The organism is Brinjal little leaf phytoplasma, from assembly GCF_978563805.1.
The window spans coordinates 23,333-45,087 of the sequence record NZ_CEAFKD010000001.1 but is presented as its reverse complement, the minus strand read 5'-3'; the positions used below and the strand labels follow the sequence as shown (position 1 = coordinate 45,087).

At 19.5% G+C, this 21,755-nt stretch carries 22 protein-coding genes; 18 read left to right on the top strand and 4 right to left on the bottom strand.

The genetic code is table 11. The features are described 5' to 3' along the window. Positions 1–349: 349 nt before the first annotated feature. The gene (locus tag ACTCUI_RS00240) at positions 350–1,579 is read right to left on the bottom strand and encodes a hypothetical protein (RefSeq protein ID WP_463430624.1); all 1,230 of its coding nucleotides are present in this window, start codon (positions 1,577–1,579) and stop codon (positions 350–352) included. A gap of 984 nt (positions 1,580–2,563) precedes the next feature. On the opposite strand from ACTCUI_RS00240, the gene ACTCUI_RS00235 reads away from it, so the two are divergent. The 3 genes from ACTCUI_RS00235 (at position 2,564) to ACTCUI_RS00225 (ending at position 3,334) form a co-directional block, all read left to right on the top strand. Continuing rightward, a complete protein-coding gene (locus tag ACTCUI_RS00235; RefSeq protein ID WP_463430622.1) occupies positions 2,564–2,701 on the top strand; it encodes a hypothetical protein in 138 nt (45 codons plus the stop codon). A gap of 92 nt (positions 2,702–2,793) precedes the next feature. Continuing rightward, on the top strand, positions 2,794–3,060 hold the full coding sequence (locus ACTCUI_RS00230) for a hypothetical protein (protein WP_463430620.1): 267 nt from the start codon (positions 2,794–2,796) through the stop codon (positions 3,058–3,060). A gap of 13 nt (positions 3,061–3,073) precedes the next feature. After that, complete coding sequence (locus ACTCUI_RS00225; RefSeq protein ID WP_463430618.1) at positions 3,074–3,334, top strand: hypothetical protein; 261 nt, start codon at positions 3,074–3,076, stop codon at positions 3,332–3,334. A gap of 407 nt (positions 3,335–3,741) precedes the next feature. Here the strand turns inward: ACTCUI_RS00225 and ACTCUI_RS00220 are convergent, their stop codons facing one another. Together ACTCUI_RS00220 and ACTCUI_RS00215 are read right to left on the bottom strand one after the other, a co-directional pair. Then, complete coding sequence (locus ACTCUI_RS00220) at positions 3,742–3,936, bottom strand: AAA family ATPase (RefSeq protein WP_463430763.1); 195 nt, start codon at positions 3,934–3,936, stop codon at positions 3,742–3,744. 341 nt (positions 3,937–4,277) lie between these two features. Then, positions 4,278–4,442 carry a hypothetical protein gene (locus ACTCUI_RS00215; protein WP_463430616.1) on the bottom strand — a complete coding sequence of 55 codons (165 nt, stop codon included), beginning with the start codon at positions 4,440–4,442 and terminating at the stop codon, positions 4,278–4,280. A gap of 1,355 nt (positions 4,443–5,797) precedes the next feature. On the opposite strand from ACTCUI_RS00215, the gene ACTCUI_RS00210 reads away from it, so the two are divergent. The 8 genes from ACTCUI_RS00210 (at position 5,798) to ACTCUI_RS00175 (ending at position 12,044) form a co-directional block, all read left to right on the top strand. Further along, on the top strand, positions 5,798–6,253 hold the full coding sequence (locus tag ACTCUI_RS00210) for a S24/S26 family peptidase (protein WP_463430614.1): 456 nt from the start codon (positions 5,798–5,800) through the stop codon (positions 6,251–6,253). A gap of 87 nt (positions 6,254–6,340) precedes the next feature. Continuing rightward, entirely contained in the window at positions 6,341–7,303 is a 963-nt protein-coding gene (locus ACTCUI_RS00205) for a tyrosine-type recombinase/integrase (protein WP_463430611.1), read from the top strand. Beyond that, entirely contained in the window at positions 7,293–7,751 is a 459-nt protein-coding gene (dut, locus tag ACTCUI_RS00200; protein WP_463430609.1) for a dUTP diphosphatase, read from the top strand. The genes ACTCUI_RS00205 and dut overlap by 11 nt, the downstream gene beginning before the upstream one ends. 217 nt (positions 7,752–7,968) lie before the next feature. Beyond that, complete coding sequence (rpsB, locus tag ACTCUI_RS00195; protein ID WP_463430607.1) at positions 7,969–8,715, top strand: 30S ribosomal protein S2; 747 nt, start codon at positions 7,969–7,971, stop codon at positions 8,713–8,715. 205 nt (positions 8,716–8,920) lie between these two features. Next, positions 8,921–9,760 (top strand): translation elongation factor Ts, encoded by an 840-nt coding sequence (gene tsf / locus ACTCUI_RS00190; protein ID WP_463430605.1) that lies wholly within the window; start codon positions 8,921–8,923, stop codon positions 9,758–9,760. A 59-nt stretch (positions 9,761–9,819) separates the two neighbouring features. Continuing rightward, positions 9,820–10,536: a UMP kinase gene (gene pyrH / locus ACTCUI_RS00185; protein ID WP_463430603.1), complete on the top strand. Its 717-nt coding sequence runs from the start codon at positions 9,820–9,822 to the stop codon at positions 10,534–10,536. A gap of 7 nt (positions 10,537–10,543) precedes the next feature. Further along, positions 10,544–11,098, top strand: coding sequence for a ribosome recycling factor (gene frr, locus ACTCUI_RS00180; RefSeq protein WP_463430601.1), 555 nt, complete (start codon positions 10,544–10,546; stop codon positions 11,096–11,098). A 1-nt stretch (position 11,099) separates the two neighbouring features. Continuing rightward, on the top strand, positions 11,100–12,044 hold the full coding sequence (locus ACTCUI_RS00175) for a phosphatidate cytidylyltransferase (protein ID WP_463430599.1): 945 nt from the start codon (positions 11,100–11,102) through the stop codon (positions 12,042–12,044). Between the two features lie 51 nt (positions 12,045–12,095). On the opposite strand, the gene rpmB is transcribed toward ACTCUI_RS00175, so the two are convergent. Next, positions 12,096–12,284: a 50S ribosomal protein L28 gene (gene rpmB, locus ACTCUI_RS00170; protein WP_463430597.1), complete on the bottom strand. Its 189-nt coding sequence runs from the start codon at positions 12,282–12,284 to the stop codon at positions 12,096–12,098. A 330-nt stretch (positions 12,285–12,614) separates the two neighbouring features. On the opposite strand from rpmB, the gene ACTCUI_RS00165 reads away from it, so the two are divergent. From ACTCUI_RS00165 to rnhC, 7 genes are all read left to right on the top strand, one after another. Further along, on the top strand, positions 12,615–14,258 hold the full coding sequence (locus ACTCUI_RS00165) for a DAK2 domain-containing protein (RefSeq protein WP_463430595.1): 1,644 nt from the start codon (positions 12,615–12,617) through the stop codon (positions 14,256–14,258). Between the two features lie 462 nt (positions 14,259–14,720). Further along, positions 14,721–15,446 (top strand): HAD-IIB family hydrolase, encoded by a 726-nt coding sequence (locus ACTCUI_RS00160; RefSeq protein WP_463430593.1) that lies wholly within the window; start codon positions 14,721–14,723, stop codon positions 15,444–15,446. Positions 15,447–15,541: 95 nt separating this feature from the next. After that, complete coding sequence (locus ACTCUI_RS00155; RefSeq protein ID WP_463430591.1) at positions 15,542–16,159, top strand: DUF4194 domain-containing protein; 618 nt, start codon at positions 15,542–15,544, stop codon at positions 16,157–16,159. Next, complete coding sequence (locus ACTCUI_RS00150) at positions 16,156–19,425, top strand: ATP-binding protein (RefSeq protein ID WP_463430589.1); 3,270 nt, start codon at positions 16,156–16,158, stop codon at positions 19,423–19,425. The genes ACTCUI_RS00155 and ACTCUI_RS00150 overlap by 4 nt, the downstream gene beginning before the upstream one ends. Before the next feature lie 97 nt (positions 19,426–19,522). Further along, on the top strand, positions 19,523–20,131 hold the full coding sequence (locus ACTCUI_RS00145) for a signal peptidase I (RefSeq protein ID WP_463430587.1): 609 nt from the start codon (positions 19,523–19,525) through the stop codon (positions 20,129–20,131). Positions 20,132–20,145: 14 nt separating this feature from the next. Further along, positions 20,146–20,793 (top strand): uracil-DNA glycosylase, encoded by a 648-nt coding sequence (locus tag ACTCUI_RS00140; RefSeq protein WP_463430585.1) that lies wholly within the window; start codon positions 20,146–20,148, stop codon positions 20,791–20,793. A 49-nt stretch (positions 20,794–20,842) separates the two neighbouring features. Further along, positions 20,843–21,730, top strand: a complete 888-nt coding sequence (gene rnhC, locus ACTCUI_RS00135; RefSeq protein ID WP_463430583.1) for a ribonuclease HIII — start codon at positions 20,843–20,845, stop codon at positions 21,728–21,730. The last annotated feature ends 25 nt before the right edge of the window (positions 21,731–21,755 follow it).

Below are 21,755 nucleotides of genomic sequence, written 5' to 3'. Positions count from 1 at the left end.
AAAAAATAAGAAATTATTTTTACTGATATAATTTTTGTGTAAATAAATTTATTTTTAATATTTAAAAGACTAGTTTTTAAACTAGTCTTTTTTTGTTTTTTTACTGAAAAAAGAGATATCAAAGTTATTTTAATAATAATTTGGCTCATATATTTTTTTAATATTTATAATAATTTTTAATATATAGATATTAGTTTTTTCAAAACAAATTCAAAAAATAATTGAAAAAAATTACACTAAAATAAAATATAAATCATTAAAAAATTATAGATTTAGGTTGAGGTTTTTTATTATGTTCAAGAACTCTGAAATAAAAAAGAACTTACAATAAAAATCTATTATAAGTTCTTTAGTATTCATTTAGATCATATTTGATTATATTTCCGTTAGAAGAAATACTTTTTAATAATTCATTTGTTTTGGAATTATATTCATACATTATGTATGAATTATCCAAAAAAATTTCTTTTATTAATAATTTATTTATTGGATCATATATTTTAATTGTTTTATTAGGTAAAATTTCTTTTATTAAATTTTGTGTGTTAATATCGAATTCTTTGATATGATTATTTGGTAAAATTTTTTTCACTAATATTTGAGTATTCGGAATATATTCTTTTATTGTTTTTTTAATTGTTCCGTCTGGATAAATTATTTGTTGAATTTCGTTTGAATCAGGTTCAAATTCGATTATATTTTTGTTAGGCAAAATTACTTTTTTTAATTTTGTTTTTTCTTTATCATTATATTCTTGTTTTGTTTCAATTATTTCTTTATTAGGTTTTATTTCTTTTAATATAAAACCTATATCAGGATTATATTCTTTTATTATACCATCTTCTTTATTTGTTTTTTTAATTTTATTCCCAGTGAAGGGATCATATTCTATAATATCTCCATTGGGTAAAATTTCTTTTGTTAATTTATGATTATATAAACTATATTCTTTAATATGGTTATTAGGAAAAATGATTTTAGTTAATCTTTTAGAATTCAAATTATATTCTTTTTTTATACGCGGATTAAATGAAATTTCTTCAAAATAATTAGAAAAATAATTTCTTATACTACTATCAGGTAAAATTTCTTTTTTTAAAGAATGGTTATATTCTTTTATGACGTTATTATCTGAATTCATTTCTTTAGATAAATGACCTGTGAAAGGATCGTATTTCTTTGTTTTTTTGTTTATATCAGTAATTTGGTTTATTTGACCTTTAATATAATCATATTCTAAAATTATATTATTATTTTGAGAAATTATTTTTATAATATCGGGATTTAAATCATCATATTGAATTAAGACGTTATTTTGAGATAATTTTTCTTTTATATTATTTTGGTCAATTATTTCATTTGGATTTGATTTTTTTATTAAATTTTCTTCAATAGCTTCATATTCTTCTTTTGTTTTTTTATTTTCTAAAATTTCAATTGAATTATTTATTTTATTTTTATTATTTTCTAGATATTTGGATTGCTTTGTATAAAAAAAATAAATTATAATAACAATCAAAATTAAAATTACAAAATATATTTTGTAAAAAAATTTTTTATTTTTTTTAATTTTAATCAATTGCCTTTCTAATAAGCAAATAAATCAAATTTATTAAATATATTTCAACATTTTTATATTTTTAATTTTCAATTAAAAAAAATTATAAATATTTTTTTAATAAAAAGAAATTTTTATTATTTTTTTTATTAAAAAATTAATTTTCTTTATAAATTTTTATAACAAAAACATTGATATTATATATTAAAATTATTAGAATAAAGAACATAAAAAATATATAAAATATAATTTTTTATTATGAAAATTTTTTATATAAAAATTTACAAAAGTGCGTTTTTTAAATTTTATTAATATAATTTTATTAAATTTTCTTAAAATTCATATTATTTCCAAAAAATTTGTTTTAAATCTTCAAAGTTAAAAAATTATTTCAAAAATAATACGCTTTAAAATAAGAATTCAAAAAAGAACAATATTGTTTTAATGTAAAAAAAGCAATATTTTAAAAAAATATTTTACTATGATTTTTATTATAATTAATTTTGTTATATAAATGTCTTGCTTGAAATCAAGATGTATACTCAAAAAAGTTATTTTAATATAAAAAATATATTTTTTTTGAAATAAATAAATTTAAAAAAATAATTGATGAAAAATATTTTTTTTTTAGATCTATTTTGTAATTTTTTTTCTTCATTTTTTTGATTGTTATATAAAAAAATAAATTTTAAATTTCTCCTAGTTTGTTTATCAAAACTTTAAAATTGTTTTTTTATATTTAAAATATGTTAAATTTTTTTATGTTTTTTTTATTATTTTTTAAATTTTTTTGTATATTTAAAATTTTATATATTCAACTATTAAATAATTCAACAAAAAAAAGAAACTTATTAAAGAAATTCATTTCGGTCATAATATTAAAGTTAATTTTTATAATTATCATTTATTTGAGTTAATTAATTCTATGCAAGAAAAAAAAGATTAATTAATCTAAGAAATAGAAAAATATGTTTCATTAATAATGAATGAGGGGAACATTTTTTGATGGATGAAAAAGAAATTGATGATAAAAAAACCATTAATGCTTATTATCTCCTTGCTAAAGAAATTTTAATAAAAAAAAGCGTGAGGAAAAAATTACTTTTATTAAACAAAACATTGAGAATTTATAATTACCTTTAATAATTGATAATTATAAAAATTTATCTAATAAAGAAATTAATAAAATTTATATTGATATTTGTTGTTTTCTTTCTCCTCAATTTAATCAAAATTTGAAAAAAACTATTTCTCTTACTGATATTATTAAAAATATTGAAACAAGTAAAAAGAAAGCTCGTTATAAAGCTATTCATAATTTTTATCAAGAAAATAAATTAAGTTTTTTAACTTTAACCTTACCAAAACACAACGCTAACGGTTCTTTTTCTAAAGCAGTCTTAAATTTAAATAAAATCGAACCTTTAAGCAAATTATTTATGAAAAAATTAAGACAAGAAATGAGAATTTATTTAAAAAAAATTAAATTATTCTCCTTCTAAAATCAAATATTTTATGAAAAAAACTTTTAAATCTTTAAAAGTTACTCAAACTCAAAAAAGTAAAGTTATTCATTTTCATTTTTTATTTAACGTTAATTTATTAAAAATGTTTGGTTATGATAATAAAGTAATGTATCAATCAAAAGGACTTTTATTTAATACTGAATTTTATCAAAATTCCCAATATTATAAAAAAAACCAAGCTAAATATAATATTAATAATGGTTGGTTTTTTTCAACAAAACAAGAATCTTATTATCTCTTTAGTGACTAAATTGTAGGCTGTATTGTTAATCATCATTTACCAAATTTAAAAAAATTAAATCCTCGTTCTCAAAATCTTCAAATTTTTACTAAGACTGCTTTTAATTGAAGCCAAACAACCACTCATACCTGGAGTTTGTTTCGCTAATTGATCAAAATCAATATCATTAGCTATTTTTTTATTACGAACATGAACTTTTAAAATACCTTCTCGGGCTTTTATATCTGGTAATCCTACTTTAAAAATACGATCAAATCTTCCTGGCTTTTTAATAAAGCAGAATCTAAGCTAAGATATTTATTCTATTATTCGCTCCTATTGCGATAATCCTTGAGATTTAGTAAAACCATCCATTTCAGTTAATAATTTATTTAAAGTTTGATCTTTTTCTTTGAGAACAACCATCAGCAAAATTATCACCTCTTTGAGTATTTATCTTTAGCTTCCTGAAATAGATTTCTTACTCTAGAAGCTCTTACCTCGATATATATTTCTACAAATTTACTGTCAGTAACCCCATAAAAAGGAACATTAGCTTCACCAGTTAAAAATTGAGCTAATAAAGTTTTCCTTGTTCCCGGTGGACCTCCTAATAAAACACCTTTAGGAATCGAAGCACCTATTTCTTTATATTTTTGAGGTTATTTTAAAAAGTCGATTAATTCTTTCATTTCCTCTTTTTCTTCTTCATTACCGGATACAATATTGGAAAGTAAAAAGAGATTTTTTTTAGAAGAAATCAAAGGTTTGGAATTGGATTTTCCTATAATATTGCGTATATTTTTTCTAATATAATAAACCAATACAGTGGTGTACGCATATTTTTATAAAATTAATGATTATAAATAAAAATGACCATTTATCAGGTATTTTGAATAAAATTTCAAAATCTGTTTTGCATTCATATGCTGTATATTGAGAATTATTTTCTGTTTTTAAAATTTTAATAAAATCATATATTTTGTTTAGTCCAATTAGGTTCTAATATTTTAGTTTGATATAGAATATTGTTTATATCTTTTGCTTCTAATAAATAATATATTGAATTGTGGAATGCATTATTATGTTTTGTATATTTAAAATTTTGAATCAATTTATTATTAAATTTGTTTTCCATTTTTTTAATTAAAAAAAGATTTTGTATAACAAAATAAAAATAGTAGATAATTAATAATATATTATCTTAATATTTGTTTCTTATTTATCAAATTGAAGCTAAACATTATTTATATTTTAAAAAATAAATTTTCAGGATAAATTTTTTTATATTTTTTTATGAAATATCAAAGTATATTATTTTTTTATTAATTATTATTTTAATAATGAAGTGGAATTCTTAAAATTTAAATTTTTTACCAAAATTTCATTTTTTATTTTTTGTTATTTATTTTAAATTATTTTTTATGTTTATAGTTTGATTTAGTAATTTTTTTGGATTTTTGATAATCTTTTTTGACTTTTCAAAATAAATTTGTTATAATTAGAACATAATTTGACTATCCTGTTGAAATTTAACACTTTAAATTTGTTTATTTTTTTGAATTTTTATTTGTATTTATTTTGTAAAGGTTTAAGAGAGTATTTTTTTAAATGATTTTTTTGTATAAGAAAGAATTTTTATTTTTATGATTTTTATTTTAACTAGTAATCCTTGTTCTTCATGTAAAAAAGCTAAATAATGGTTAGATTTACATCATATTAAATATCACAAAAAGAACTTGAGTTATTCTTTTCTTTAACTGAAAAAGATATTGATATAATTTTGAATTATGAAAATATAGATTTTAAAAATATAATATCTATTCGTTTTCGGATTTTTAAAAAAACAAAAAAAAGATTTATTTCTAATGACTATTTAAAAGATAAAAAAATTTATAATAAAACCTATCTATTTATAAAAAAACTATTATTATATAATTCAAAATCTATTGTAATAGGTTATAATGAAGAAGATATTAGAATTTTTATGTTTAAAAATTTACGCCAATATATTATTAAAAATAATATTAATACAGAACATAATTATAATAATTATAATTCTATAATAAAAAAATATTTTAGTTTTAAATAATTTTACCAATTGATAAATTTATCGATTGGTAAATTTATCAATATAGTTAATTTTAAATATATGTCTAGTTTTAAAGAAGATTATTATTTTGAAAAAATAAAAAATAATATTAATACAAAAACTAATTTGATTTTTTTATTTAGTTTAATACAATAAAAAAATATTTTTTTATTTTAATATAAATAATAAAATATTGTAAATGTAGAGCATTTAATATGATTCTAAACGGAACAATAACAAAGATAGTAATAAAATTTTTTAATTATTTTATTTTTTTTTTATATTATATTTTTGTATTTATTATTTTTTATTTTATTTTTTTGAATTTTTATAATTATTTTTATCCTAAAAATGCTAATAAATTTATTTTTTTTAATATTAATTATATATCTAGTAATAGCATGTCTCCTGAATATAAAAAGAATGATTTGATTATTGTAAAAAAAATAACTAAAGACGAAATTTTAGATTTAAAAGAAGGCGATGATGTAGTTTTTTATATTGAGGAACAATTTCAAACGAATAGATTATTGAGACAAATTCCTTTTGTTTGTCATCGAGTACAGTATAATAATAAAAATGAAAGATTTATAACAACTAAAGGGATAAATAATAATAAAATATTAGATTTTGAAAAAAGAATTAGTTACGAGAATGTTGCGTATAAAATTATTTATACAATTCCATTATCAAATATTATGAGGGAAAAGAAATCTTATTTATCTATTCTTGGTTATATTATTTTGATTTTATCTATTCTTTTTTTAATATTTAATTTTAAGAATTCAAGTAGTTTTAAATTTATTAAAAATAAGTTTTCTTATTTTATAAATTTAATAAATTTGTTTCTAAAATAATACATAGATACTATAAACTCGAAAAAATATTATATTTTCAAATTCAATTTTAAAATAATTTTGGAATTAGCGGTAGGATTAAAAATATTGGATTTTATTAATGAATTTGAAATATTTTTAAAAATTGAATGTAATTATTCTTATTTTACTATTAAGAATTATATTTATGATGTAAAAGAATTTCAAAATTTTTTGTTTCAAAAAAATATGATATTTAATTTTATTGATTTATCTGAAATAAATGAAGCTCGTTATTTTGTTTCTTATTTAAGCAATAAACATTTGTCTAATACTAGTATTCTTAGAAAAATCTCTTCTTTAAGACTTTTTTATAATTTTTTAATCGAAAGATATAACTTTAAGCATAATATTTTTAAATTAATTAAATTAAAAAAAAAATCTAGAAAATTACCTCAAATTTTACCTGAATCTTTTATTCAAAACTTATTAGATGTTATTGATACATCAAATATTTTTGGGTATCGTAATTATATTATTTTAGATTTGCTTTATAGTTGTGGTTTAAGAGTAAGTGAATTAGTTAATTTAAAAATAAATAATATTTATTTTATGAATCATCAAATTTTAATTTATGGTAAAGGTAAAAAAGAAAGATTTATACCACTTCACATTGTTTTATCAAATATGTTAAAACATTATTTAACTTATATAAGAGATAAATTTTTAAATAAAAATACAAAATCGAATAGGGATAAACATGATTTTTTATTAATCAATTATAAAGGCGATCCTTTAACAGAAAAAGGAATTAGATTTATTTTAAATCAATTAAGTTCTAAGGTAAATTCAAATATTTCTTTATATCCGCACGTTTTTAGACATGCTTTTGCTACTGTTTTATTAAATAACGGAGCAGATTTAAGAGTTGTTCAAGAATTATTAGGACACGCTAATTTAAAAACAACTCAAATTTATACTCATGTTTCTGATGTTTTTTTAAAAAATAAATTTATAGAAAAACATCCTAGAAATGTTTATAAAAAAAAATTATTAAAAAAACACAAAGGAAATATTGAATATGCAAAATAAAATAAATTTTTTTTTTGAAGTTGTAAGTATTTATAAAGATAAAAATATTAGTTTACCGAAAAGACATACTCTTTATAGCGCGGGATATGATTTTGAATCGGCTATTTCGATTATTATAAAACCTAAAGATTTAGTTTTAATTCCTACAGGTATAAAAGCTTATTTTAAAAGCGATAAAGTTTTATGTATATATCCTAGATCTTCATTAGCTTTAAAAAAAGGTTTGATAATGACTAATAGTGTAGGAATTATAGATAGTGATTATTATAATAATTTAAAAAATGAAGGACATATTTTTGTACCTTTATATAATATATCGGATAAAGAAGTAAAAATTGAAAAAAGAGAAAGAATAGCTCAAGGTGTTTTACAAAAATTTTATTTAACTAATAATGATTTGATGCAAGATAAGAAAATCCGCAAAGATGGTTTTGGAAGTACTGATTAAAATTTTTATATAAAGATTTAAATTATAAAAAAATAAAAATATGTTACAATAATTTAGATTTGCGTAAAATAAATAATTTTATGGAAAACATTAGAATTTAATATAAATTTAATTTGCAAATTATAAATATAAATAATTTGATGTATTATGGGATGTTCAATAATTTAATTATTTTAAAAATTTTGATAAAATTTAATTAGGAGTTAATTTTGTTTTTATGTCATCTGTTGTTTCTATTAAACAATTATTAGGATCAGGAATTCATTTCGGAAGTGCAGCTAGAAAATGCCATTATAAAATGAAACCTTTTCTTTTTTCAAATGAAACAGGAATACCTATTGTAAGAAATAGAATTCATATTATAGATCTAAAGAAAACAATGGAAGCAATTGAATTTGTTTATCCAAAGATAGTTGAATTAGCATCTAATAATGGGAAAATTTTATTTTTAGGCACCAAAAAACAAATTCGAGAAATTGTTCAGCAAGAAGCTGAAAGATCCAAACAATATTATATTTCATATAGATGGTTAGGTGGTACTTTTACTAATTTTCAAACTATTTTAAAAAGAATTAATGTTTTAAAAGATTTATATAATCAAGAAAAAGAAGGTTTATGGAAAGGTTTACCTAAAAAAGAAGTTATTAAATTAATAAGACAAAGAGAAAAACTAGAGAAGTTTTTAGGCGGCATAAAAAACATGACAAGTTTACCTCAAGCTATTTTTGTTATTGATGTTAAAAAAGATATTATAGCGATAACTGAAGCACGTAAATTAAATATTAAAGTTTTTGGAATTATTGATAGTGATTGCGATCCTGAATTAGTTGATTACATTATTCCTGCTAATAATGATGCTATTAAAGGCGTTAGATTAATAACTTCTATTATTGCAAATGCAGTCATTGAGGGAACTCAAAAATCAAATAATAATAATAAAATTGATGTAAAAAATAATGAATAAGAAAATATAAAAAACACAACAAAAATTTAAAAAAATGAAATTTGCTATAAAGCGATATTTTATTTTTAATCTTATTTTATTAAAATCGTAATTTATTATAATTAAAGATGTTTAATAAACATCTTTTTTTAATATTAAAAATAATATTATTAGTATTGAAATAAAAAATAAATTTGAAAAAAAATTAAAAAAGGAATAAACATTCATGAAAATAACAATTGAAATGATTAAAGAGTTAAGACAAAAAACTCAGGCAGGTATTACCAATTGTAAAAAAGCTTTAGAAGAGACTAATGGTGATATTGAATCAGCGATTAATTTTTTAAAGGAAAAAGGTCTTTTTTATTATAAAAAGAACAAAACCAAAGACATTGCAGAAGGCTTAACGAATGTTGTTGTTAAAAACAACAAAGCTATTTTATATGAACTTAATGCAGAAACAGATTTTGTTGTCCAAAATAAAAATTTTATGGATTTATATTATCAATTAGAAAATATTTTATTAGAAGCTGATTCTTCAATTAAACATTTAAAAGATTTTTTAAAATATAAATGGAATGGTCAAAGTGTTGAAGAATTAATTTCCCAAAAATCTTTTATAATTAAAGAACAAATTTTTTTATCACGTATTCAAATCATTTATAAAAAAGATGAGGAAGGTTTTGGTTTTTATAAACATCAAGGGGGCAAGATTTCCGCTTTAGTTCATTTAACTAAATCTTCTTCTGATGTCGAAGAACATATGCCAGTGCATATAGTTGGAATGAAACCTAAATTTTTGAGCAAAGAATTAATAGATATTAATTTTTTAAATAAAGAAAAAGAAATTTTATTAGAACAATTGAAAGAAAAAAATAGTCATAAACCTTTAAAAGACGAACTATTAAACAAAATAGTAGAAAATAAATTTAATACTTTAATAGAACAAACTTGTTTATTAGAACAACCTTTTTATATGGATTCAAATAAAAAAGTTAAAGAATATTTAATCCAAAATAAAACTGATATTATAAACTATTATTATTTTGAAGTAGGAAAAAAATAATTTTAAATAAAATATTTTGTAAATAATTTTTTATTAAAAAAAGAGAGAGGGGAAATTTAATGTTTAAAAGAATTCTTTTAAAATTAAGTGGAGAGGCATTAAAAGGAGAAGATTTTAACATTAATCCTCAAACAGTTAAGAAAATAGCTGAAGAAATAAAAGAAATTAAAGATTTAGGCATCGAGATTATAATTATTGTTGGCGCAGGAAATATTTGGCGTGGTCTTGTGGGTCAAGAATTAGGTATGGAACGTAGCCGTTCAGATTATATGGGTATGTTAGGCACTATAATTAATTCTTTAGCTTTGCAAGATGCTTTAAATAATTTGCAAATCCAAACAAGAGTAATGACTTCTTTTCCTGTTATTGCAGTAGCAGAACCGTATATTAAAGAAAAAGCTTTAAGACATTTAGATAAAAATAGAGTTGTTATTTTAGGTACTGGATTAGGTTTACCTTATTTTTCTACAGATACTGCAGCCGCTTTGAGGTCAGCAGAATTAAATGTAGATGTTATTTTAATGGCGAAAAATGGGGTTGAAGGTGTTTATGATAAAGATCCTAAAAAACATACAAACGCTATTTTGTTAAAAAAAATCGATTATAAAGAAATCCTTTCCAAAAGATTAAATATTATGGATATGACAGCCGTTTCTTTATGTTGGGAAAATAAGATTGATATTTTAGTTTTCGATATGAATGAAAAAGGAAATATTAAAAAAGTTGTTTTAAAAGAGAAAATAGGAACTTTAATTACTTCAACGGAGGATAAATAAAAGAGATATGGAAGATTTATCAAAAGAAATTTTAATAAAATTAGAAAATCAAATACGTAAAGCTAAAGAAGTTATGTTATCTAAATTTAATAACATTCGAACAGGCAGAGCCAATCCTAAAATTTTGGATAAAATAACTATTAATTATTATAACGAAGATATTGCTTTAAAAAATATTAGTACTATTAGTGTTCATCAAGGTAATCAGATTAATATTAAACCTTTTGATAATACTGTTATCAATAATATTTCTAAGGCTATTTTAAATTCTGATTTAGGAATAACTCCTCAAGATGATGGTAAAGTTATAAAATTAATTTTTCCTCAACCTACAGAAGAAAAAAGAAAAATGTTAGTTAAAGAAGTGGAAAAAATAGCAGAGCAAACTAAAGTAATAATAAGAAATATTCGCCGTCAAGGTAAAGAACAAATTCAAAAAATGAATTTAAATGACGCATCAGAAAATATTTGCTTAAAAGATATACAAAATTTAATCAATAAATGGATTAAATTAATAGAAGATGAAACAATTAAAAAAAATAATGAATTGTTGAAAATTTAAAATGAATAAAAAAAAATCATTTATTAAAATTTATACAGGATTAATCCTTTTTTTAATAAATTTATTTTTTTTCTTTTTTTTTACATGGATTGACGAAAAATTTAATAAAATTTTTTTTATTTATTTTTGTTTATTTTTTATTTTGATAATTATGATATGTTCTGTTAAAGAAATATTAAAATCTAAACAATTAGCCAAAAATAATTCTTTAAAGTTTATTTATTTTATTTTTGCTTTTGTCTTTTTTTATCTTTTTTTTCTTTTTTTATTTTTTTTTTATTTTAATAATCCTCAATTAAATGATTTTTCAAAAATTTTTTCGCAAAAAATTAATTTACCTGCGCAATTAATTGATTTTAAAAAATCATTTCAACTTGAACAATTTTTGTTTTATTTTTTCTTTCTTTTTATTTTTTTGTGGTTTTGTTTTTTATTTGTTAATAAGTTTAGAGTAGAAAATTTAAATTTTCTTTTATTAATTTTAATATATATTGTTTTACCTAGTGCTTGTTTTTTTACTTTAATTTGTCTCAATTATAAATGGTTTTTTTACTTATTTGTTATTACTATTGCAAATGATAGTTTTGCTTATTTAGGTGGCATTTTATTCGGTAAACATCTTTTATATCCTGAAATTAGCCCTAAGAAAACTTGGGAAGGTTCTTTATGCGGCGTTATTATATCCTTAATTATTGTATTTTGTATTTTTGACGGGGTATTACTTATAAACAAGTTGCCATTTTATATTTTTACTTTTTGTAATTGTATTATCGCTCAAATAGGCGATCTTATTGCTTCAAAATTTAAAAGAGATTTTTTAATTAAAGATTTTGATAGTATAATACCTGGCCATGGTGGTTTTTTAGATCGTTTTGATTCTTTATTCTTTTTATCTTTTTTTGTTATTTTTATTTTATCAATTCCTCGAGAATTTATTTGCTTTTAAAATAAAAAAATATCTCAAACGAGATATTTTTTTATTTTAAAGTTTAAACAATTAAACTCTTTGTAATTCTAATTTTTTTAATGCACGCGCTGATATATAAACTTTTTTCTTTTTACCTTTTTGATCTATAATATTAACTTTTTGTAAATTAGCTTTCCATAATTTACGATTTGCATTCATTGCATGACTACGTTTATTTCCGAATAAAGTTGTTTTGCCAGTGATATAACATTTACTCATAATATTTATTCTACTCCTTTTATGATTTTTTTGTGTGTTTATAACATATGATTCATTATAATATATTTTTGTTAAAAAATAACATATTTTCATTTCTAAGAATACAAGAAGATAATTAAGAATCCAAAAACAATATTAACAAAAATATTACATATGTTATAATATAATTGTTTTTTTAAATTATTTTATATTTTTTAATTAATTAAAAAATATAAAATAATTTATTAGTTACGTTTTTTTATAAAGAACTTAATATTATAATTAAGAAAAGATTTAAATTACAAATAAAAGAAAATTTTATAGAAATTAAAAAGGATTACATTATAAAAAATGGTAGAACAAAACATTATAGACGGTAATTTATTTAAAAAAATGATTATAAACGGAACTTTTAATTTAAAAAAAAATTATCAAAAAATAAATAGTTTGAATGTTTTTCCTGTTCCTGATGGAGATACAGGCACTAATATGCAAATGACTATGATGGAAGGCGTTAAACAACTTCAATTGATAAATGATTCTTCTATTATTAAAGTTAGTAAAGTTTTATCTGATGCTTTATTGATGGGTTCTAAAGGTAATTCAGGCGTTATTTTCTCTCAATTTTTTTCCGGTATTTATGATTATATTAGTAATTTACAAAAAAATAATATTAATGCTGAAGAGTTTGTTAATTCTATGATTAGCGGTTATAAAAAATCTTATTCCTCAATTGTTGAACCAGTAGAAGGAACTATTTTAACTGTTTTACGAGAATCTATTGAAGAAACTGTAAAAAAAAAGAAAGAAATTAATACAATCAAAAGAGCTCTTCAAATAATTATTGAAAATGCTAAAATTTCTTTAAGCAAAACTCCTGATTTATTACCTATTTTGAAAAAATCTAAAGTAGTAGATAGTGGCGGAGCAGGATTTATTTGTTTTTTAGAAGGAATGTTATTATTTTTAGAAGATGTTCAGTTAGAAAATGATGATATAAAAACTTTAGATTTAAAATTCAATCATAATATTGAAAAAAATAGTGAATTAAAATATAAATATTGTACTGAATTTATTATTAAATTAAATAGTTCAAATGATTTTGACGTTGAAGATCAGAAACAAAAGATGAATAATTATGGTGATTCTTTAATTTTATTGAAAAATTCTGATTTATTAAAAATTCATATTCATACGAATAATCCTGACAATATTTTAACAAAATTATCTAAATACGGGACATTAGTTAAATCGAAAATTGAGAATATGAAAGAACAATATAATAATTTTATTTCCAAGGAACAACATAAAAATGATTCCAAAGTTTCTAGATATTCTATTATTACTTTTGTTTCTAGTTCAGGAAAAGAAATCGAAAATACTTTTAAAGATTTACAATCTGATATTGTTTTTAATTTATATAAGAATTTTTTGTCAGTAGAAAAATTAAACAAAATAATTAATGAAATCAATGCTGAAATTATAGTTATTTTCCCTAATCAATCAGACATAATACCTATTATAAAAGAAACTTGTGAATTAAATCCTAAATTCAAAATTGAAATTATTCCTACTAATGATATTGTTGAAAGTTATATTTCTCTTTTAGTTTTTGATAAAAATATTTCTTTACAAAAGAATTTGACTAATATGAAGAATTATATGCAAAAAATTCAAATTGGAAAAATCATTGATTCAAGGCATTGTGATAAAAAAACAGATCATAAATTAGCTTTAGATTGTTTTGTTTCTTATATGAAAAATAAAATAATAGAAAATAATAAAGATTTAATTTTATTAACTCAAAATTTATTAAAAAAAATGATTGGCAAGAAAAATAATTTTTTAACTATTTTTTATCATAAACAAACTTTTTTGAAAAGAAATTTAGAAAAAATAGAATCTTTTGTAGAAGAACATTTTCCTAATTTAGAAATAGAAAAGATAGAAAATAATAATAGCCAAAAATATCCTTATATTTTTGTTTTAGAATAAATCATTAATATTTATTTTTTTCATTTTTTTATATTATTTTTTTATTGATGTTTATATAAATAAAAAATTATATTTAATATATTTAAATATATTATGTTTATTGTATGGATAAATTTAAATTTTTTATTATAAATTATATGTTTTCTTTTCAGGTTGCATATGTTTATTTGAATTATTTTTTTTATATGAATAATAAATAAAATTATTTTCTTTTATAAAAAAGAAGAAATTATAAATTTAATTGTTTTATAATATCGGTTTCTTTGGATATAAATTTTTATATTTTTTTTGATATAATGGATTATAATTAATTAAAGTATAAATAGTATTTTTGACTAATTTTTCATTTTTTTAATAAATAAATTAAATTAAATAATATAAGAGAGGTTTTTAATCATTAAACGAAGATTATTTTTTTTTGATATCGATGACACTTTATATAGTAATGAAAAAAATGAAGTTTTGTCACAAACTAAGAAATTGATTTTAAAATTATCTCAAAATCCTAATGTAGTATTAGGTATAGCAACTGGCAGAAATTATGCAAATTTAGATGTTATTCAGGAATTATTACCTTGTTTCAAGTATTTAGTTTTGGTTAATGGCGCTTTGGTTTTAGAAGATAATAAAGTTATTGATGAACAACCAATTCCTATTAATTATATTGAGAATGTTGTGAAACAAATTAAATTATACTCTGGTCTTAAAATTTTAGCTTCCGGAGTTAGCATGAACGGATCAGCTTTTTTTTCTAATGATGATTCGAAACAATTAGAAATTATTAAGCATTGGACAAAGAAATTCGATATTAAAATTGATAATCAATTTTATTTAAAAGAAAAAGTTTTTATGTTGAATATTTTTGGAGATGATCGAGAAAAGATAAAACCTTTTTTAGATAAATTAGATTGTTTTCAAGGATATTATTGGCGTACTCATATTGATTTAACAATGAAAACAATTAATAAATTACATGGCATTCAACAAATTAAGCAAAAATATAATTATTATGAGTTAATTTGTGTTGGGGATGGTTGTAATGATAAAGAAATGTTAGAATTTGCTGATATCGGTATTGCAATGGGTAATTGTGAATATATAGATGTTAAAAAAAAAGCTAATTTAATATCTGATCATATTATGGAAAATACAATGTATGATTTTTTTATTAAAAATAATTTAGTTTAATTTTTTCAATTTCGATTGATTTTGTAGTAAATTCATCAATTGGTTTTCATTATTTTTTATTATGCGATATTAATAATTAGTAAAGGATTTTTTTGATGGAGCAAAAAACAAAAGCATTATATATTTTTATAGAAAAATTTAAAAATTTAACAGAACAAGAAAAAAATATTTTTTCTAAAATTGTAAATAAATTATTTCAAATAAATTATTTAACTATTCAAAAAACAGAAGATGCCAATGATTATCGTTTTATTTTATTATATAAAGAACTTTTTATTTCTTTTTTTCAACTGTCTGATTTTCAATTAGAAATTAAAAAATATGATGAAGTTATTTTTATTAAAAATTTAAATCATTTTAATAAATTAAAATTAAAAAAAGAAGAAAGTTTAATTTTATTAATTTTACGTATTTTATTTCAACAAAAAAGAGAAAATAAATCTAGTGGTATTATTTCAATATATTTACAAGATATTTATCATAAATTAAATAGTATTGATTATAAAGAAATCAAAAAATTGACTAAAGAAAAAATAAAAAACATTTTAGCTTTGTATAAAAGATTTAATATTATTAATTATATAGAAAATGAATTATCTGATGGTTTAATCATAACAATTTATAATTCTATTCTTTATTTGATTGATTTAGATATGATTAAACAGTATACAGAGTCATTAAATTTGAAGTATGACGACAAACAATTAAAATGAAAAAATTAACTAAAATAATATTAATTAATTGGCATTTATTTTCTTATCAAGAGATAGAAATTAAAGATAATGTTTTAATTTCAGGAGAAAATGGAGCAGGTAAATCAACTTTATTAGATGCTTTACAATATGTTTTGATAGGCGAGAAAAATAGTGTTAAATTTAATATAGCTGCTAATGATAATGCTAAGCGTTCATTAGAAAGTTATATTAAAGGTAAACTTGGCATCGAAAATAAAGAATTTTTAAGAAATCAAGATGTTGTCACTCATATTGCATTGGAGTTTTACGATGAACAAACAAAAACATATACTATTGCGGGATGTGTTTTAGAATTACCTTATAGAGGGGTTTTAAAGGATAAATTTTATCTTTTATCTAATATTCGTTTGAATAAAAATGTTTTTATATTTGATAATCAAATAAGAAATATTAAACATATGCGCGATTATTTTAGATCTTTTAATAAAGATTTTGATTTTTTTGATACTAAAAAACAATATCATAATACAGTTGGTAAATATTTAAAAATTAATATTGTAAAATATTTAAAAATATTACCTAAAGCATTATCTTTTAAACCTTTAAATTTACAAAAGTTTATTTTTGATTTTTTGCTAGAAGAAAATCCTATTAATATTAATAGTTTAAAGAATAATGTTCAACAATTAAAACAAATTGAATTCCAAATGGAGATGGAAAAAAAGAAATTAAAAGAGTTGTCTGAAATTATCGAAATTAATAAAAATTTAACAAAAATAGATGATCAAATGAAGATTCAATCTTTAACTAAACAAATGATTTTGGTTCAACAGAATGAAATAAATTTAGAGTCTTATATTAAAAAAAAAACATTAGTTGAAAAAGAATTAGTTAATTTAACATCTCAAAAACAAAAATATAACGAATCTATTGATAATTTAAATGATTATATTTTGAAATTACAAACTAATAAATTACAAAATAATTTAGGTTCTGTTTTGCATTCTTTGCAAAAAGATTTAATTCAAGAAAAAAGGTTTATCGAAAATCTTAAGGAAAAAATAAATATTTTCATAAAACAATTAAATGAAGAAACTTTTATTTTAGATAATTTATTTATTTTGACTAATGAGATGTTTTTTAAGGAAAGTTCTGAAAAGATTAAGTCTTTTTTATTAAAATCTATAGATAAAAATCCTTTTTTATTAAAAACAAAAATTAATGAAGTATTAGAATATTTTTCTAAAAAAATAATTAGTTTTAATGTTTCGCAAAATAATTTACAAAAAGAAATAATTCTTTTGAAAGAAACAATTAATAAAAATAATTCTGATTTAGAAATGATTACTCAAAATTATGTTTCTCCTAATAATCGTTTTATTAAAATAAATAATTTATTAAAAGAAAAATTAAGTCAAAAATATAATAAAAATATTTTTGTTCATCCTTTATGTGAATTAATAGAATTAAAAGATGAGTTATGGAGAAACGCTTTAGAAGGCGTTTTAGGATATAGAAAGTTTAATTTAATTATAGATCATCGTTATTTCGATTCTGCTTTAAAAATTTATGATAAATTACAAGATGAATTGAAAATTTATGATGTTGGTTTAGTCAATGTTGAAAAAATTCCTGATATTTCTGATAATTTAGATAGTTTAGCTTCGCATATTACTAGTGATAATAATGATGCTTTAAAATATATTAAAATATTGTTATCTAATATTAAATGCGAATTAAATATTGAAAATTTAAAAAATCACAAAACCGCCATTACTCCTTTATGTATGATGTATAGCAATTATACTGCTAAAAAAATAAATCCTAAAATTTATCAAGTTCCTTATATAGGGATTAATTCTCGGAAAATACGCGCAAACATAATTTTAAATGAAATGAATTTGCAAAAAGAAGAGTTAAACCAAAAACAAAATTATTTTAAAAATAATGCAAATATTATTTCTTTGATTCAAAAAAGTAAAATATTTTCGATTGCAAATTTAAATTATTGCGATTGGTTTGAACAAAAAAAAGATAAAGAATCTAATTTAATTATTATTGAAGAAAAAATAAAAAAATTAGAAGCGAATCCTAATTTAAATCAATTAGAAAATAGTATTATTCAAGCACAAGAAGACAAAAAAGTAAAAAATCAAGAATTAGAACAAATTTTATTTCAAATTTTAGAAAATAAAAATAAAGAAAATATTTATTTGAATCAAATTAATAATTTAGAAAATGATTTATCTTTGAACAAAAATAAATTATTCGAAGAAGAAAAAAAAGAAATTATTAATGCGGAAGCTGCTTCTGTACAATTTCATAATTATTTAAAGGAATATTCTAATCATTATGAAATGATGTTCAAAAGTATTCAAGAAGATTTGAAAAATATGGAAAAACAAAAAAATATTTTTGAAATAGATTTAGTCGCTTTCATGAAAAAATATATTGATAATTATCATTTATTTAATGTTGAAGCTAAATTAGAAAATTTAGATTTTTTTATAAAAGAATATAATTTAATCAAGTCTAAAAATTTAATTCAATACGAACAAGAAGCTAAAGAATTAAGCATAAAAACAGAAATTATTTTTAAAGAAGAATTTATTAATAAATTAAAAAAGAGTATTTTAGAAGTTAAACAACAAATTAAAGATTTAAATAAAATTTTAGTAAATAGACCTTTTGGTAATGATTATTATCAAATTGTTATTAAACCTTCTGATGTTCCTGAATATCAACAATATTATTCTTTTTTTATGAAAGATAACGAATTAGAAGAAACAAATTTATTTAATGAAGATTATTTATCTCATAAAGAAATTCTTTTAAACGAGTTATTTCAAAAAATAATGTCTTTTGACTCAGAATATGAACATTTATCTTATCAGTTTTTAGATTATCGTAATTATTTAAATTATGATATTAAAATTTATGATAAAGAAGGCAATTGGTCTTTTTTTTCTAAAATTTTTAGAGAAAAATCAGGTGGCGAAACACAAGTTCCTTTTTATATAATTATTGCTGTTTGTTTTGAACAATTATTAACAGAAAAGAATGAATCCAAAGGGTGTTTAGTATTTTTTGATGAAGCTTTTAATAATATGGATGAAAATAGAATAGACTCTATGATGTCTTTTTTTAATAAATTAAAAATACAATTTTTTATTTCTATTCCACCTCAAAGGATTTGCAATATTTTGCCTCATGTAACCACTAATTTAATTGTTGTTAAAGAACAAAATTATGCTCTTGTAGATAATTTTATAAAAGATTTTTAAAATATATTTTTTATAATTCGCAAATTTGAGTTTTTCAAATAATAAAAAGATCTAAATAATAAAAAGATCTATATGAAGGAATGTAAATAGGTAGAATATGGTGATGAGAGAATATTGTTATAAAAAATATGTTTATTATTTTCTTAGAATTATTGTTTTTTTTATTAATTGTGTTATAAATATCAGTCTTTTGTGTTTATTGATCGTTAATTTATGTAAAATATTTTGGAAACATGAAAAAATTGTTAATACATTTTATTTTGATTATTATCAGGTTATAAGTCCTAGCATGTCCCCTTTAATTAATGTAAACGATATTGTGATAGTTAAAAAAATTTCGTTAGATGAGAAAAAAAAATTAAAAAAAGGCGATATTGTTATTTTTCATAATGAATCTTTATCTAAAAAGATATCTCAAAATATACCTATTATTCATAGAGTTACACAAAATAATGTAAGTCAAGGAAAAATTCAAACAAAAGGTGATAATAATCCATTGAGCGATCCTTTTGATACACAATACAAAGATATTTTTGCTAAACATGTTAATACTATTCCTTTATCTAAAGTATGCGGCAAGAAGAGGGCAGATAATTATAAACAAAATTTTATTTTCTTTTTTTTAATTTGTTTTATTTGTTTAATGTCTAAAATGTCATTTTTTTTAAAAAAATTATTCTTGCCGAATAATAAATTTAAAAAATAAAGAGAGAATAATTAATGTGGCAAGCTTTTATTACTCAAGAAAAAAAGAAAAAGTATTTTCAAAATATAATTCGTTTTATAAAAAATGAAATTAAAAAAGAAAAACAAATTTATCCTCCCTTACAAAATGTTTTTGAGGCTTTCAGTCTAACTTCTTTTCAAGATGTTAAAGTAGTTATTTTAGGGCAAGACCCTTATTTTAGTATAAATCAAGCTCATGGGTTATCTTTTAGTACTAAAAGTAAAATAACTCCTTCAAGTTTAAGAAATATTTTTAAAGAATTAAAAAATGATTTAAATTTAATATCTTATAATAATAATTTAACCTCATGGGCGTTAAAAGGAGTTTTATTGTTGAATAGTATTTTAACAGTAGAATCAGGAAAACCTTTAAGTCATAAAAATATTGGTTGGGAAGGATTTACAAAAAATATTTTTAAATTTTTGAATAAAAAAAATAAAATAGTTTATATTTTGTGGGGCAAATCTGCTCAAGAATACGAGAAATACATTGATATAGATAAAAACTATATTTTAAAAAGCCCTCATCCTTCTTCTTTTTCAGCCTATAAAGGTTTTTTCGGTTCTAAACCTTTTTCTAAAACCAATTCTTATTTAATTAAAAATAAAATTTTACCTATTGATTGGAGTTTAGACAAATAAATATTTTTTTATTTTATAAAATTTATAGAGGTGAAATAATTTTGTATTTATGAGTCAATTATATGTTTTTAAAAATTTTAATTCAGAACAATTGGAAATATTAAAAAAAAAATTTGAAAAATTTATTATCAAAAATTCTCAAAAGAATATTTTTTTAATAATAAAAACAACACAAGTTAAAATAACATGTTATAATAATGGAACTTGTTTAATTCAGGGTACCGAAGTTAATAAAGCAGTTGAATATATTAAAAAAATTTTACATTTAGATAATTATGAATATTCAAATAAAAATATTATTGGTTCAGATGAAGTTGGTACAGGAGATGTTTTTGGTCCTATTGTTGTTTGCTCTGTTTTAGTAAAACCAGAACAAATATCTTTTTTAAAACAGATAGGCGTAAAAGATTCTAAAAAATTATCATTATCCCAAATTAATGAAATTATTTCGCACATAAAAGATAAAATCCTTTATTCAATTCAAATATTATCTCCCTCAAAATATAATTTATTATATAAACAGTATAGTTTTAATAATATTAAAGCTTTATTAGCTTTATTACATAATAAAGCGATTTTAGAACTTTTAACAAAAAACAAAGAAAAAGCTATTGTTATTTTAGATCAATTTGTTAGTTCTAAAAATTATTTTCATTATTTAAGAAATGAAAAAGAAGTATATAAAGAAATTATATTCGAAACTAAAGCCGAATCTAAATATTTAAGTGTAGCTTTAGCTTCTATTTTAGCCAGAAGATATTTCTTAAAAGAAATGTTAAATTTAAGTAATGAAATAGGAATTAATTTATTATTAGGAGCAGGTGTTAAAGCAGATGAACAAATAAATCAAATTTATAAAAAAAATAAAAATTTGATTTATTTTCAAAAAATAGCTAAGTGTAATTTCAGAAATATTAAAAAATATTTTGAAGTTTAAAATTATTTTTTTATTAATATTTGTA

What these genes read in the sequence shown, in the direction of transcription:
- ACTCUI_RS00235 (WP_463430622.1), top strand. Translation starts at nt 2,564, where the DNA reads ATGGATGAAAAAGAAATTGATGATAAAAAAACCATTAATGCTTATTAT.
- ACTCUI_RS00225 (WP_463430618.1), top strand. Translation starts at nt 3,074, where the DNA reads ATGAAAAAAACTTTTAAATCTTTAAAAGTTACTCAAACTCAAAAAAGT.
- ACTCUI_RS00215 (WP_463430616.1), bottom strand. Translation starts at nt 4,442, where the DNA reads ATGGAAAACAAATTTAATAATAAATTGATTCAAAATTTTAAATATACA.
- ACTCUI_RS00210 (WP_463430614.1), top strand. Translation starts at nt 5,798, where the DNA reads ATGTCTCCTGAATATAAAAAGAATGATTTGATTATTGTAAAAAAAATA.
- dut (WP_463430609.1), top strand. Translation starts at nt 7,293, where the DNA reads ATGCAAAATAAAATAAATTTTTTTTTTGAAGTTGTAAGTATTTATAAA.
- rpsB (WP_463430607.1), top strand. Translation starts at nt 7,969, where the DNA reads ATGTCATCTGTTGTTTCTATTAAACAATTATTAGGATCAGGAATTCAT.
- tsf (WP_463430605.1), top strand. Translation starts at nt 8,921, where the DNA reads ATGAAAATAACAATTGAAATGATTAAAGAGTTAAGACAAAAAACTCAG.
- pyrH (WP_463430603.1), top strand. Translation starts at nt 9,820, where the DNA reads ATGTTTAAAAGAATTCTTTTAAAATTAAGTGGAGAGGCATTAAAAGGA.
- frr (WP_463430601.1), top strand. Translation starts at nt 10,544, where the DNA reads ATGGAAGATTTATCAAAAGAAATTTTAATAAAATTAGAAAATCAAATA.
- ACTCUI_RS00175 (WP_463430599.1), top strand. Translation starts at nt 11,100, where the DNA reads ATGAATAAAAAAAAATCATTTATTAAAATTTATACAGGATTAATCCTT.
- rpmB (WP_463430597.1), bottom strand. Translation starts at nt 12,284, where the DNA reads ATGAGTAAATGTTATATCACTGGCAAAACAACTTTATTCGGAAATAAA.
- ACTCUI_RS00165 (WP_463430595.1), top strand. Translation starts at nt 12,615, where the DNA reads ATGGTAGAACAAAACATTATAGACGGTAATTTATTTAAAAAAATGATT.
- ACTCUI_RS00155 (WP_463430591.1), top strand. Translation starts at nt 15,542, where the DNA reads ATGGAGCAAAAAACAAAAGCATTATATATTTTTATAGAAAAATTTAAA.
- ACTCUI_RS00150 (WP_463430589.1), top strand. Translation starts at nt 16,156, where the DNA reads ATGAAAAAATTAACTAAAATAATATTAATTAATTGGCATTTATTTTCT.
- ACTCUI_RS00145 (WP_463430587.1), top strand. Translation starts at nt 19,523, where the DNA reads ATGGTGATGAGAGAATATTGTTATAAAAAATATGTTTATTATTTTCTT.
- ACTCUI_RS00140 (WP_463430585.1), top strand. Translation starts at nt 20,146, where the DNA reads ATGTGGCAAGCTTTTATTACTCAAGAAAAAAAGAAAAAGTATTTTCAA.
- rnhC (WP_463430583.1), top strand. Translation starts at nt 20,843, where the DNA reads ATGAGTCAATTATATGTTTTTAAAAATTTTAATTCAGAACAATTGGAA.